This is a genomic window from Paenibacillus sp. P4_A7, assembly GCF_056402455.1.
The window spans coordinates 1-15475 of sequence record NZ_JBFUHJ010000104.1 but is presented as its reverse complement, the minus strand read 5'-3'; the positions used below and the strand labels follow the sequence as shown (position 1 = coordinate 15475).

The 15475-nt window shown below is 44.7% G+C and carries 8 protein-coding genes and 1 pseudogene; 8 read left to right on the top strand and 1 reads right to left on the bottom strand.

The annotated features are described in order from the left end of the window. From AC1DWN_RS15040 to AC1DWN_RS15025, 4 genes are all read left to right on the top strand, one after another. The coding region (locus tag AC1DWN_RS15040) for an extracellular solute-binding protein (protein WP_477559713.1) at positions 1-1432 on the top strand (1432 nt) is incomplete at its 5' end. Positions 1433-1511: 79 nt separating this feature from the next. Next, positions 1512-4271, top strand: a complete 2760-nt coding sequence (locus tag AC1DWN_RS15035) for an alpha-mannosidase (RefSeq protein ID WP_477559712.1) — start codon at positions 1512-1514, stop codon at positions 4269-4271. Positions 4272-4294: 23 nt separating this feature from the next. Continuing rightward, positions 4295-4768, top strand: a complete 474-nt coding sequence (locus tag AC1DWN_RS15030; RefSeq protein ID WP_477559711.1) for a hypothetical protein — start codon at positions 4295-4297, stop codon at positions 4766-4768. 72 nt (positions 4769-4840) lie between these two features. After that, complete coding sequence (locus AC1DWN_RS15025) at positions 4841-6949, top strand: hypothetical protein (protein WP_477559710.1); 2109 nt, start codon at positions 4841-4843, stop codon at positions 6947-6949. Between the two features lie 121 nt (positions 6950-7070). Here the strand turns inward: AC1DWN_RS15025 and AC1DWN_RS15020 are convergent, their stop codons facing one another. Continuing rightward, on the bottom strand, positions 7071-8174 hold the full coding sequence (locus AC1DWN_RS15020) for a GntR family transcriptional regulator (RefSeq protein ID WP_477559709.1): 1104 nt from the start codon (positions 8172-8174) through the stop codon (positions 7071-7073). A 360-nt stretch (positions 8175-8534) separates the two neighbouring features. Here AC1DWN_RS15020 and AC1DWN_RS15015 point away from each other — a divergent pair, with 360 nt between their 5' ends. The 4 genes and pseudogenes from AC1DWN_RS15015 to AC1DWN_RS15000 all read left to right on the top strand — a co-directional run. Then, positions 8535-11072 carry a glycoside hydrolase family 2 protein gene (locus tag AC1DWN_RS15015; RefSeq protein WP_477559708.1) on the top strand — a complete coding sequence of 846 codons (2538 nt, stop codon included), beginning with the start codon at positions 8535-8537 and terminating at the stop codon, positions 11070-11072. Positions 11073-11690: 618 nt separating this feature from the next. After that, positions 11691-14372, top strand: coding sequence for a hypothetical protein (locus tag AC1DWN_RS15010; RefSeq protein ID WP_477559707.1), 2682 nt, complete (start codon positions 11691-11693; stop codon positions 14370-14372). Positions 14373-14461: 89 nt separating this feature from the next. Then, positions 14462-14527, top strand: a pseudogene (locus tag AC1DWN_RS15005) (RNA polymerase subunit sigma); the annotation flags it as partial. Positions 14528-14883: 356 nt separating this feature from the next. Beyond that, positions 14884-15475, top strand: a 592-nt coding sequence (locus tag AC1DWN_RS15000; protein WP_477559706.1) for an AAA family ATPase, incomplete at its 3' end; no start/stop codon positions are given.

Sequence of the window (15475 nt, the reverse complement as noted above, 5' to 3'; positions counted from 1 at the left end):
GAGTATGAGAAGATATCTGGCTTTAACTTTAGCACTAGTGTTTCTGTTTGTAACAGCATGTTCAAGCGGAGGAAATAACAATACAAACACAGGAGGTAATCCAACAAGCTCTAGCGATGCCGCAACCGCGACCAACAGTGGGGGCAAAAACACGGATGCTCCAGCTGAAAAAATTGTGGATATTGTCATTAATGTTAATGGCGCAGATAACGTAGCAGGTTCAGGTGATACAGATGATCAAATCGCTTTACGTCAAGCAGAGATCGACAAGTCGACCGAAACGGTTACGCCAGATATTATTGCGCCGATGAAAATTGCGGCCTCTGTCAATAATCAGTTGGTTGATCTCGGCTATAATCTGATGCAGGAAGACTGGAGCTGGTCTGAACCTCTGGTACAGAAGCAAACAGCAGCGTTCATCGCAAAATCAACACCTGATGTCATTACGGGCGAGACTCAATCTCCAGGCTATGCAGCGCAAGGCTTGCTAGAGCCATTCCCGGATTGGCTGGAAGATAAGGTGCGCAACGAGGTAGTCGAAGGCGCATGGAAGCCGATGGAATACAATGGAAAGATTTATGGAGTAGCTTTCCAACCTGGGGTATCCGTATTGTTCTGGAATAAGGAATTGTTCCGCAAGGCTGGTCTTGATCCAGAAAAAGGACCAACAACTTGGGATGAAATGCTAGAAATGTCCAAGACCATTACAGAAGCAGGCAAAGGTGAATATTACGGCAGTCTTATCTATGCAGGTCCTAACAATGGCGGTTATCTCCGAGCAGGTATTTATCCGCACATCGCTGGCGGCGGGTTCGTTGATGAGAATAACCAACCTATCTTTAATCATGAAGGTAACGCTAAAGCTTTTGAATTCTTCCGTGAGCTTAACAAATATGCTCCGGTTGGTGTTATGGCGAATGCCGGTGAAGGCGCATACTGGGATGCAGTGAACAAAGGTCAAGTAGCGATGTGGTCAGAGGGTCCTTGGATGGTATCAACTTGTGCAGCATTAAAAATGGATTGCGGCATTGGCGCTCTTCCGCTTTCTGACGGTGGATCACAAGCGAATGTAGCGATTGGCGCAGCTTTTGCATCGGTACCGATTTATGCGAAAAATAAAGAAGGCGGTTTCAAGTTTATTGAAGCGATGCTGAGTGAAGAAGTTCAACAAATCATTGCTGATGCAGGCGTTCGACCTCCTGTCTTGAAAAAAATAGGTGAAAGTCCAGAATACAAAGCTGCACAGCCAAACCTATTCTTATTCTATGAAGCGATGTCTGGTAATGTAAAAGGCTTGCCGACCTTTGCGAAAGAGAACTCCCGTGCATGGCAAATTTTCGGTGAAGCAATGTCGAAGGCAATCATGACAAATGAGGATATATCAAAAATTCTCAATGATGCACAGTCTAAGGTAGAGGCTTTATTAAAATAATTATCGCACAAATGCAGAAGGCAGTCGTTCAGTTGCTTCTTGACGGACCGGCTGCCTTATCTTTATATCGAGGTGAATTATGAGCAATCCTACTAACAAAATAAAGCAAGTGTATGTCGTTTCGCATACCCATTGGGACCGAGAATGGTATCAGGATTTTCAAAGCTATCGCGTACGTCTTGTCTATTTAATAGATGAACTGCTGGAGATGATGGAATCAAATCCGGAATATCGATATTTTATGATGGATGGACAGACCATTATCATTGATGATTACTTGGAAATTCGGCCTGAAAATAAAGAACGGATTATGAAGCTTATTCAAGAGGGCCGTATCAAAGTTGGACCTTGGTATGTTATGCCGGATGAATTTTTAGTGAGCGGGGAGTCATTAATACGTAATTTTCTCATCGGTTACCGCAAAGCGAGAAGCTGGGGAGCCGAGCCGATGAAATCAGGCTATATTCCGGATATCTTTGGTCATAATAGTCAGTTTCCGCAGATTCTGCAGGGATTTGGGATTGACAATGCCGTACTATTTCGCGGATTCCGCGGAGACGGGGATGCCTCTGAGATCATTTGGGAGGGGGCTGACGGGTCGCAGGTGATCGGTTTAAAGCTTGATGAAGATCGATCCTATGGTGACTTCTACTTTTTCTTGCGCTGGCCGTTCACAGAACGAGATTTTCAGTACGACCGCGCGGAATTAATTGAACGAGCGCAATCGATGCTGCAATACAAGAACTCCCGTGCGACAACGGATATGCTGCTTGGATTAGATGGCATCGATCACATTGAAATTGAGCCTCAGCTGCCATGGATGTTAACAACATTAAATGAAGCAGAAGATTTAGGCGGAGTGGAGTTTATTCATACTCATCTGGAGCATTATGTGGCAGACCTTAGAAAAAAGCTGGGAACATTAACGGTATTTCATGGCGAGCAGCGCTCCCCAGGGTATGTTGGGGTAAACAATTGGGTTTTAGGAARTGTACTGTCATCTCGGGTGCATTTAAAGCAGCTTAATCAACAATGTGAAAATCTGTTAGAGCGTTGGGCAGAGCCATGGGGCGTATTTACGGCCTTAGAGGGACGTGGATATCCTAAAGCCTTTTTAGACAGAGCTTGGGAGTCTCTCATTCAGAATCATCCGCATGATTCCATTTGCGGCTGCTCCATTGATCAGGTGCATCGCGATATGATCTATCGATTCGACCAGTCAAAGCTGATAGCTGAGCAAATGATACACGAGCAGCTCACTTATGTGTCTAATCATATGGATACGAAAGGTTTGACGGGTGAGCGCGTGTTGACGCTGTTTAATGCCTCCGCGCAGGTGTTGGATGAAGTTGTGGAGACACAGTTCAGCCTGCCTGCACATATTCAAGGGGTCTCACCAGCTCTAATGGGAACATTATTCCGAATATATGATGAACAAGGCGAGGAGGTTCAATATCAGCTGCTTAGCGTTAAGAAAAACAGTATGCATCGCTTCCGTCCCTATCGCGATATTCCACATGGAGAGATGGTGGATCGGTATCGAATTGCTCTGCCTGCTCAAATTCCAGCGCATGGCTATTCAACGTATGTAATAAAACGAATTGCTCATGAGCTTCATGGACCAGGTGAGTACAACGCTCCTCGCATGGAGCGGCCTTACCGTAATCCAGGAACGATGCGCGTACAGCATCATTCATGGGATAACGGCAAGTTAAGATTGAATGTCAATGCTGACGGTTCTATTACAATAAAGGATCATGCGACTGGAAAAGTGTACGGACCGCTACTCGTGTTCGAGGATGAGGCAGATATTGGCGAAGGATGGAATCATGTCTCGCCAGTAACAAATCAGGTATTCGTAAGCACAGGCTGTCAATCCAACCTGTCTGTTGTTTATGACGGACCATTCGCTTTACGTATAGAGATTGAGCTTCTATGGCGTTTGCCGGCATCGATCAATGCCTCTGGAACAGCACGCAGCGCTGAAATGATTGAGATTCCGATTCGCACGCAAATCGATATGTTCAAAGATGATCCGCAAATTCGATGCCGAACAACGATAGAGAATCGCGCGAAGGACCATCGTCTGAAGGCATTGTTTATAACAGGGATTCAAACAGAATCCTATTCCACGAGTACGCCGTTCGACTTGGTGCGCAGGGAAGTAAAGAAAACGGATTACTCCGCTTATATGGAGAAAGCACGCGAGGAAGTACCGAATAATGGAATCATTTCGATGAATGATGATACAAGCGGTTTGGCGATTTATAGCAAAGGTCTTTATGAAACGCAAGTGCGTGATGACCTCGAACGAACCATTGCTTTGACATTATATCGGAGTACTGGCTCTGAAGTGCTGAGTGATGGCAGTGACGGCGGACAGCTGCTGAGAGAGCTGACGTTCGAATATGCCATACGGCCATTCGCGGTTAATAAACATTCAACAGGAGCCTTATTCCAGGAATATCACCGATATGCTGCTGGGATTCGTGCCGTCGACCGTTCACTAAACAAGGTCATTTACGAGGTGCCGCATCGCTATGAGCATGTCCAATTGCCGACATCTTTCTCCTTTCTGTCAAGCGACAATCCGAATTTCGTTATTAGCGCAGTTAAAGCCGCAGATGCTTCTGACGCACAGGACGTATACATTATTCGGCTATGGAATGCGAGTGAACAAGCGGAAAGCGGAGCATTGACTTTTGGAAAACAAATAGTTAAAGCTTCAAAAGTAACATTAGAAGAAACGGAAGCAGAAGCACTGGCTGCTGAGGGTCATAAGCTTTCGTTAACGCTTCAGCCGAAACAAATTGTAAGTGTAGCTGTCCGCTTTGCTTAGCTGTTCATTCGAGGGAACAGTAGTTGAATAATATGAGATTGCTTCGATTAAACAAGCCCGTTCTTATATCATTAGCCCTGCTTCTTGTCACGCTGATCGCGGCCTTTGCTTTATTTCTAGTATACTTGGCCAATCCCAATATTGAGCCGTTGCCTGAAGGCAGCAAATATACTGCCTTTGGGGAAGGGCTGCCAGCCTCGATGGAGGAGTATTGGAATGGAGACGCCGCATGGATGTTTTTACATGCGGATACTGCGGAGACAACAGGGACGCGCAGCTTTTTTGACGGGACACAGGTAAAGATTATGGATGACGGAACATGGTATTTATTCAACCGAAAAATATTGCCGGCAGACAATTACTGTTCATCACCGCTGGAAACTCAAGTCCGAAAATCGTTGGACAAAGGCGTCACGTGGTCAGAGCCCGTTGTTATTATCCCGCATACACCGGGAACTGCTTATGAATGTGCGGCGACGGACGGCGATGTGTACTAAAACGAAAAGGAAGATAAGTGGTATTACTTGTTTCAATGTCTAGAGGGCTTCAATTCGCCATGGAGAGGCTGCATGCTGGCGCGTGAGGGCTCTGATCCGATGGGACCATTCACGATAGAGCCTCCCGGCGGCAATCCGGTTATTGATCCGGGTGAGCTTTGGGGACCTATTTGTGATACTTATGAGGATGACTGTGCTAGTCAAAGCTTTGGGCCTGGGCGTGTGTTTGATGAAGGCACCTTTGATATTTTTGATTATGACGGCGAGTATTATTGGGTTGCCTTTCACGGGTTTGATTCTACGCACGGCTTCCGCAGCGCTGCCAAAACCGCTAATTTTCAGGATTGGATCGCTGGAGATGAGTCTCGGGGAGTACCRGCTGATGCTCTTCATGATCTAGCGGATGCTCAAGAGTGGAGGGAGGATTGGCAAGCTATTTTTGGAAACACGGGCACAGGCGCCGGAGCGATGTTCAAGGAGGGGGATTTTTATTATCACCTTGTTGAAGCTTCGGATGTTAATCTAACCTGTTCCTATAATCAAAATTGGAATTATGGTCTATTTCGAAGCACGTCGTTAACGAATACGTCATGGGAGCAGCTGCCTGCGGGCAATCCTATTATTTATTCCTCTAAGGCACTTGAGGATTCAAGAGGAATATTGCCATGCAATGTGCAGTATGCTTCTATCTTTCAGGATCAGCATGATGGCTATATTTATTTAATGTATGGGCGACGATCAGATGATCCTAAATATGACGGCTTGTATTGGTATCGAATGGAGAAAACAAATAATTTGCTGGTGAATGCTAATTTCTGGACGGCTGACGAGCAGAGCTGGACAGCTTCTGGCGATGCTCAGATCGATGTGCTGCGTTTACCGAATAACTCACCGAACGGAACGCCTTATTTATCTGCCCAATGTGCAGCATCATGTGTTGCTGACACAGGCTATTATCAGGATGTCGAGATCCCGCCAATCAAAGACGGCCATGTTCGCTTCGGAGGCAAATGGATGACTGAAGAGCTTGCGGGAAAGCTGACGGTCCGTTTGGAGCAGAGCAATGTCAAGGGTAAAGTGATTCGGACAGAGAAGCTGGCGATTAATACGCAGACGGAATGGAATACCTATGACCGTGTTGTCAAATTGTCGCCTAAAGCGGTTAAGCTTCGCCTAATGGTTGCTCTGGAGTCGGAGGGGGCTGTTTATCGAGCTGATGATTTGTACATGTATACAATGACGGAGGATTTGACTGCTCCTAATGCTGTTCATGATTTAAGGTTTATTCAAGATGGCGATCAGCTGATTGCTGAATGGACGGCTCCTGGTAATGACGGGGGACTCGGTGCTGTGAGTGCTTATGAAATTCGGATTTCTGATGTTCCTATCACAGAAGAAAATTGGGAAACGGTTACGCTTGTCTCTCATAATGTGACTCCGGCAGCTGGAGGTAGCAAAGAGCGTTGGCATCTTGAGGCTCCTGAGCCCGCACAGCAGTTGTATATCGCGCTGAAAGCTACGGATGATGCCGGCCATGTCTCGCTTATCTCTAATACAGCAGGACTAAAGCAGCTGGATGCTCATACGGCTGAAAGCCATTCTGCTAATTTGCAAAGTGCTTTCTTCTATGATTCATTTGATCATTCAGCATTAGCTGAGTCTTGGTCAATGGTAAATGGAGAATGGGCAGTAGATGCTGGCGCGTTGCGCCAAACCTCCAGCAGCATCGGTGATCCGAAAAAAGCGCTTATATCTACAGAGGAGAAGACAGAAGAGCAGTTCTCAGCGATAAAAGCGAAAGTGAAAGTCGATTCTTGGGTCGCGGGGGATTATGCAAGAGCCGGGGTTAGCTTATATAATGATCCGGATAACGGCTTGGGGTATAATTTGCTGTTTCATCAAGACAATCAGACTGTTCAATTTTTAGATGACAACGTTGCTTGGGGACCTTCCTATTCCTTTGAATGGGAGGCAGAGAAATGGTACTGGTTCTTCCTGCGACATGAGCAAGACTCACTATATGGAAAGGTATGGAAGGATGGAGAGCCAGAGCCGGATGAATGGCCCTATAAGTGGGAGCATGGCGGCAGGACAGGACTTCCTGGCTTGAATGGCGGTTCCGCTGATGGTTCAAAAGGAAGCTCGACGGTTTCATTTGATGAGGTACACGTATATCAGTGACATAAATATTAAATATTTTTGACCTGATTAATGAGGTCCTGTCATCAATTAAAAGCGAAAGCCGCTCACGAAGCTATCTGAAGATCGCGACAATGTGAGCGGCTTTTCGTTTGTTTTGCTGTTAGGTAGATTTCCCTACTACAAGCTGAACAGGGATAAGAATACGTTCCATGGTGCTTGGCGTCTTTAACGTTTGCAGCAGAAGCTCAACAGCAGTAAGGCCAATCCTCTCTTCCTGCTGCTTTAAGTGACTGAAAAATGGGCCTGTGAAATCATAGTAATTGAGGGCATCAAAGCTTAGAATAGCCAGCTCCTGCGGAATCTGTCTGTTCAGTTCCGCAGCTATTTCAGCAACCATAACCGCTACATAGTTATTGAAGGCAAATACAGCTGTCAGATCAGGATTGCTAAAGAGCCATTGACGAATAAATTCTCTTGTCGGTTCCTCCTCGCGATAAGTAAATTCGTCGATACGCGTTAACCAGTGCGAAGGATTGATTTGAATGCCAGCCTCTTTGGCCATGTCCAAATAACCGGAAAATCGATCCTCAGAGCTGCTTGTTTTAGACTTCGTTCCCGATACGATGCCAATGTTGCGATGCCCCTGTTCAACCAAGTATTGAGTGCCTAAATAGCCGCCCTGAAAGTTGTCGGACAATACAGCGTTGGTTTGAATGCCTGGCAAATATCGATCGATAAGCACAAACGGAAACTGCTTTGTTTTTAAATCTAGAATAGCTTGATTATAGGCTTCACCATCAGCAGGGAATATGATAAGTCCGTCTACGCCTTGGGAACGAAGGATGCGGATCGCTTCTCTTTCTTCTGATTGAGTAGAGCTCGAACGAAACAGCATGATGAGGTTGTTTTCCTTGCATTGGTCCTCAATGCTTCGCAGCAAGCCGAGCGTATACAAATCATTAGTCATAGGCCCAATCAGTCCGATCTTGCGAAATGCGTCAGGCTCTGTTATTTCTTGCTGCTCCAGAATATTGGGCTGCTGAGTATCCGTGACAAAAGTGCCTCTGCCAGCAGTGCGGCTAACAAGACCCTCATCGACAAGCAGCTTCAGCGCACTTTTTATCGTAATACGGCTGACATTGAATTGTTCGGCGAGCTCAGCTTCAATCGGAATTTGATCGCCGGGCTTTAATTCTCCGCTCTCTATTTTTTGTCGCAGAAAGCTGCGAATTTGTAAGTATAACGGTTGTTTTGAATTGGTCATAGTGAAGCCTCCAGACAATTTAATATAGCAATCATAACATTCTCAAATGCAAGAATGTACTGTTATATATAACATGGTGAAGGTGTAACTGGTAATATTATAATTAATATAACAAATAATCATGAAAAGGTGAAGCAATGAATAAAATTGCTGTAGCCTTAGAGATGCTGCTTCTATTCTGAAACAAAAATTCTAAGGAGTATGATTTAGTATGTATGCAAAATTGAATACAGGAAGTTCATTTGTGAATATGTAGGATAGAAGAAGCTGCTTGTCAACAGTGAGCTAATTGATAGAGCTGATATATAAGGGCAATCGCTTTGCAGGCTGTTCATTAGTTAATTAGAGGAGGCGTAGCGAATGCAGCAAACTGGAAAAAGAAGCTTATCTCAGTGGCAGGTAAAGGGCTTTTATCCGCATGTTCCGCATTTAGGCAACAGCATGGAAACAGGCGGGGAGCTGCATGGGGTCACAGAATGGATACAAGCTAGGGTGCCTGGCTCCGTTCATGCCGATTTGCAGAAAGCGGGATGGATTCCTGATCCCTATGTCGGGCTGAACAGTCTGCAGTGTGAATGGGTGGAAAATCGATGGTGGCTATATGAGACAACATTTATTTGCGAGGCGCTGGCCGATGAACGCATGCACCTTGTATTTCAGGGCTTAGACGGAAAAGCACATCTTTATCTAAATCATGAACTATTGCAAATCCATGATGGCATGTTCGAGCCGCTAGTGCTCGACATTACAGATGCTGTATTGAAAAAAGGGCATGGTGAACAGCAGCTTCGAGTGCTGTTCGAGCATGTTCCGGATGAAATGGGTCAGATTGGATACACCTCTCGCACACTTACTCAAAAAAGCCGATTCGCTTACAAATGGGACTTCTCGACAAGACTCGTTCCGATCGGCTTCTGGGACGAAGTGTATGTGCTGACAACGAAGTCGGCACACATTGATGAGGTACAGCTTATCCCAACCGTTCAGAAGAAGGATGGCGACTTAGTTGTACGAACAGTTATCTCACAGCAGGTCTGTGCATCCCAGAAGCCTTCCGCCTGTCGCGTGGAGCTTCGCGACGAACAGGGCCAGCTGACAGCCGTCGGGCAAGCTGATTTTACGATGATTAACGATCAAGCTGATGACAACTTGCTAGTATGTGAAATGATGCTGCAGGTTCCGACGGTGAAGCTGTGGCATGCGAATGGCACAGGTGAACAGGCATTATACAGCGTAGAGGTGCAGGTTTTTCATAATGGGCAGTTATCTGATGTCTGGCGAGGTCGTACGGGATTTCGTACGCTTCGCTGGCTGCCCAATGAGCATGCGCCTGCAGATGCGCTCCCGTACACATTGGAACTCAACGGTGAGAAGGTTTATATCAAAGGTGTCAACATGCCGCCGCTGGACCAGCAATACGGCACGGTCAAAAAAGAAAAATATCGTAGCATGGTGCAGCTGATGAAGGAGGCTCATATTAATCTCGTCCGAGTATGGGGCGGCGGCTTAATTGAAAAGGAGGCCTTCTACGAATGCTGTGATGAAGCCGGTATTATGGTGTGGCAGGAATTTATTCAATCCAGTTCCGGCATTGATAATGTTCCATCTAAGCATGAGCTGTTCCTTGCGCGCTTAGAGCGTGCAGCCGTTCATGCGTTAAAGGTGAAACGGAATCATGTCAGCCTTGCTTGCTGGAGCGGCGGCAATGAGCTAATGGATGAGCGCCGCATGCCTTCGACTTATGAAGATATTAACCTTTCCCTGCTGAAGAGGCTTGTTGAAGCGCATCATCCTGGCGCGTATTTCCTGCCGACGTCCGCATCTGGCCCGAATGAATTCCTGAATGTTGATCAGCCTGGTCAGAACCATGATGTGCATGGACCTTGGAAATATGAAGGCCTCACAGGTCACTACGATCTGTATAACCGTTCAGATAGCCTGCTGCATAGTGAGTTTGGTGTGGACGGCTGCGCTAATATCGAATCATTAAAACTCTTTTTACCTAAGGAAAATCAGATCGCAACAACAATGATAGAGGATGCGGTTTGGCGTCACCACGGAGAATGGTGGGATACCTCAGAGCGCGATCAAAAGCTGTTTGGCCCGTTAAGTACGCTGGAGCAATTAACGAAAGCGAGCCAATGGATTCAGGCCGAGGGCATTCGCTACGCGCTGGAGGCTAATAGGCGCCGCAAGTATCAGAATAGTGGTAGCATTATTTGGCAATTTAATGAGCCTTACCCAAATGTGTCTTGCACTTCACTCGTCGATTACTATGAAACGCCGAAAATGGCTTATTACTGGATGTCCAGAGCGTATGCGCCTCAGCATATCTCATTGAAATATGATAAGCTAGTTTACTTCTCTGGAGAGACCTGGAAAGCGGAGTGCTATATTCATAATCAAAATGCAGCTAATGCCCATACTTGKCAATCGGAATGCCGAAATATAGAAGGCACTATGTTATGGAGCAAGGAAGGTAATGTTGAGGCGGGGGCGAATAGCTGCGTGCTAATCGCTAGCTTTGAAATGCCTATTACGGCGCAATCTCCACACTTGTTCAGCGTTCGCTTGCGTATGGACGGTATGCAGGATAATTGGTATCTCTTTTCCACATTGGAGCAAAACCCTTACCAAAAGTTGATGAACCTGCCCAAACCCCAGTTAACGGTTACTCCATTGGGAAGCAGCAGGACGTCTGTCAAAGTGGATGAGCAATATAAGGTAACCAATATAGGTACAAATCCAGCCTATTATGTATGCGCTTCCGCCAACAAAGGGCAGCCGCTGTACAGTCCGCAAAACTATTCGATCATTTTACCGGGGGAAAGCTTGCTATACAGCGTCCATCTGCCATTAGAAGCTGATGCTGAAGCAATCATATTTGAAGCGATATAAGAGATGAATTGGAACTGACGGAATGAAGGACACAATCATACTTCATCCAAGCATGGAATGAACGCTTTGGCGATCACGTTGAGCTGGAGATGGTACTGCTGGATACCTTCTTTGAGGAAATTCGTCGTTTGGAATCTGACATTCCCATACCGAGCTATAAAGGAGATTGGCCGGATTGGTAGTCGGATGGTGTAGCGTCTACTCCTGCAAGCACGCAGCTGTTTCACGATGCTCAGCGCAAATTATCCTTGCTGCAAATGATGGACCCTAATGGCGAATAGTTGCAGCCTGATATTTTGCGACAGGCAGATGAATGGATCACGCTGTATGCTGAGCATACTTGGGGTTATTCGGCTTCGGTGACCGAGCCGTAGCATCCATTGGTACAGGAGCTGGAGTTTCGCAAGACAGTTTATGCCACTAGATTGAACGCTTGGAGGAGACAGCCCCAACTCGCACGCGCATGGGACGTAATCGGAAAAGCTTCAAGGCCCAGCGTACGGCAGGGAGACTCAATAGCGTAAGCGCTGCAAGAATTAGAAGGAGCTTTCAATGAAAACCCCTTTTTTACCTCTCTGCATGTTATTCGATAAATCGAGTATGAAGGGTGGAATTGTGATGAAGAACAGGTTAGTAAGATGGGGGCTTTTGTGTTTATGTGTATCTCTAATGGTTAGCGGACTGCCAGCTCCAAAAGTGAAAGCGAATTCAAACGTTATTCATGTATTCGATTTGGAAAGTGAGATTAACAACATTCATAGCAATAATAATTCTCAGATGGCCTATGATTACTTGAAGCTGGCCACAGCTCTTCAGGGTATCGTGAACCGTGCTGAAACGAAGCTGTATTATTACTACAAATCTAATTATATTGCCAACTACAAAAGCTTAGATCCAGACGAATTTTGGATGGAGGAGCTTCAGAAAACCGGCAAGGCCTTTGCCTCGAACACTCTTGTGACGGAAACTACTTTCATGCAATTGCTGGATATATTTGAGGATGAGTATGAGGGTGTAGTTGTATGGGATTCTGAGGTGCCAGCAACGTCAAATGTGGCGTCAACGATCGCTGGTGTAGAAAACCTGCTGCCTGTTCGTTATGACTTGACGCAAGGAAGCCCATACGATGTTCTTGTAAATGACCTAGGCTTACCGGTAGTTGTGAATCTCAAGGGTAAATTTACTGGCACGGGTACAATACCTGATACAGCATTATCCTCAACAGGCAGTCCTAAAAATGACGCGTATATGTGGGCAAAGGTTCATTATCTGGACACTGGGCTTACAAACCCATTGATGATGGTATATGCCTTGGACGGTATGTCCTGGGGCGTAAATGAGTTCACCAGTAACTTGAGTTCCCAGGTGGTCAATGCGAAAATACCATCGAAAGTCAAAGCAGGAACACAGGCGCAGGTGCAAATTGAAGTGAAGAATACAGGTAATTATAGCTGGAGTTATGCTGCGAATGATCGATTGGCTGCAGCTAGCACTAACCAATTTACTTGGACTAATTTTACAGACGGAGGCTACTCCATCGGAGCTACAAACCAACGTGTCTACTTGACTGGCTCAGAGACGGTTCAGTCTGGAAAGAAGAAAATGTTCACCTTCGATATTACTGCACCAGCCTCTCCAGGCATTTACACATTCTCAGTTCAAATGGTACGCGACGGAGCGGCATGGCACACCCAGTCGTTTACTCGAACAATTGAGGTAATCAGCGGAACGCCAGCCACCTCCGCGTTTATGCAGCCTGTGCTGGAACACATAACCTATGATGATTTATTCAACAGCTTTTTGCCGAATGCAGATTACTTTATAGCAAATAAAGCATTTTTCTTTGATCTGAGTCCTGATGCTGGCAGTCGTCCAAATGATGATCGAACACAGCCGCTAGGAACAGACTATGCAACACTTATAAAATTGCTGCGCTCACAAAATGCTATTGCTGGTGACCATATTATTACTATAGGTGGATTTGTTCCTTGGTGGCTCAAGTATACGAAGCATATTGACCCCGCAGCCAGCTATGAGCCCGTCCAAGCAGAATGGATGTATGCAGATATCATTTCTAAATATAATGCGCAAAAGGATGCAGATGCCTATGGCTTGGTTGGATTATCGAACGCCTCGGCTTTTCAGCATGTACCGCTGCAAGCATCCTACACACAAAATAATGACAAAGGCGCTAATGGCACATTGTTTGACAACAGTAAAAAATATGTTGTGTTTTACATGGGGGATTATGATTCCGGCGCATGGACATCAAGCGCGCTGCCAGCGCTATGGAATGATCCGAAGCGCGGACAATTACCTCTGGCATGGTCACTCGTGCCTGGTTTATCACAGCGTGTTCCGCAGCTGTTTAATTATATTTATGAAACGATGTCAACAAAGGACTATATCGTTACAGGCGACAATGGAGCGGGTTATTTGAATCCAATGATGCTTATGAGCGCTAATCGGCCAGATAATCTGCCTGACTTCCTGCATGTATGGGAGGAATATAATACCGAGTATTATCGTTTGTTCGATATTGATATTACAGGGTTTCTTATAAGCGGCAACAGCGGTTCCGTCCATTCTACTGTACAGCAAGCATATAGCCGTATATCGCCGGTAGGTGTGGGAACGAATGCCGGATATGCAAGCGCCATTGTTAACGGTACGCCATACTTTACCATTACGGATTTAGGTGTGGATGTTCGGAATGCAGCTGTTTATGGAGAGATGCTCAAAAATGCGCTGACCGGAAGCAAGAAGTTTTATATGTTCCGAAACATTTTGATGCAGCCTTCAATTTTAGTGGATGCCGTAAATTATGTAAAAACCAATTATCCAAGTATTCAATTTGAAGTTGTAGATCCATATACCTTTTTCCGATTTAATAAAGCGCATACCTTAGGACAAACGACGACAGTACTCAACGCGCAGACCTTATATGCGGGTATTCCTGAAAAGATGTCAGCAGGCCAAACGGTGGATGTAGAGATTACAGTGTGGAATACCGGCACTAACACTTGGAGCTACTCCTCAATGGATCGCTGGGCATCGCTAACCGGCAATGAGCTGACATGGACTAATCTGAATGGAGGCTATTCGTCGGCGCCCAATAATCAACGTGTGTTCATGAACAGTGGTCAGTCCATCATACCTGGTCAGCAAAAGACGTTCCATTTTTCCATTACTGCTCCGTCTAGCCCTGGTGCGTATACGTTTTCTGCTCGAATGGTTCGAGACGGCGCAATTTTTTATGGGGATACGTTAACTCGAACTATACAAGTCATTTCACCCTAATTCAAAAAAATGAATAGACAGAAAAGATAGAATATATCAGGGCAATATTATAAACGAACATAAACTGGTACAAACAAAAAGTGGATAATGTGTCGAGGATTGAGAAGCGGGCGTTGATGAAGTTGTATCATGAGTTTTATAAGGTGAAGAGATAAAAAATGCATGAAAACAGGCAATCCCATTCGGTGGGATTGCCTGTTTTTTTATATTTAAAAGCATCTAGTCGAACAGAGGCTCTAGGTAAGTTGATTTAATTGACAGGTGATCGTGCAAAGCTGGATGCAAAAGCAAATAGGGACCCATTAGGAAAAGGTAACGTATAAATTGAAAACCAGCATAGATGTTTTGAAATTCTAAGATCTTTTATAATGAGTTGCTCCTAATATATTTAGGAGTTTAAGTGTTTTCAAAGAGGGAATTGTTTCGTTGTGTAGAATGGTTATAGTGGGAATTTTTAGGAAAATAGGTATGTTGATGATGCTAAGATACTTAGGATGATTGGGGCGGGAAGATGAAAGTTACAAAAATAAAAATAGAAAACTTCAGATTATTAAAGTCGTTTGAATTAGATTTAGAGAAGGAATTGTCATTAGTAATTGGTAAAAATAATTGTGGTAAAACATCATTGTTATCGATACTTGATAAATTTATCGGATCTAAAGCAAATACTAACGCCTTTACTCTTGATGACTTTAATATTGATTTTCAAAAGAAACTAAAAAGATATATAGAAAATGAACATGATGAGGATCATTCAAATTCTAGTTTGGGTATATCGCTAACAATGTTTATAGAATATGATCAATCAAGTAATTTATCACATATTAGTAAACTAATGCTGGATCTAGATCCAAAAAATAATACTATCGTATTAAAATTTGAATATAAGATATTGGCAGAAGATCTCAGGAAAATGAGAATTGAATACAATGAATATAAAGAAAAACAAATTGAGCTTAAGCTACTTGATGAAAAGTACAATGAGGTTGAGTCTGGAAAAGTAATTAATAATTTTTTGAAAACTTATTATAAAAAATACTTTAAAATATTTAGAAAATCGCTAGGTTTTGATATTCTCACTTCAAAACCCAATGATGATGAAT

What these genes read in the sequence shown, in the direction of transcription:
- AC1DWN_RS15020 (WP_477559709.1), bottom strand. Translation starts at nt 8,174, where the DNA reads ATGACCAATTCAAAACAACCGTTATACTTACAAATTCGCAGCTTTCTG.
- AC1DWN_RS15010 (WP_477559707.1), top strand. Translation starts at nt 11,691, where the DNA reads ATGAAGAACAGGTTAGTAAGATGGGGGCTTTTGTGTTTATGTGTATCT.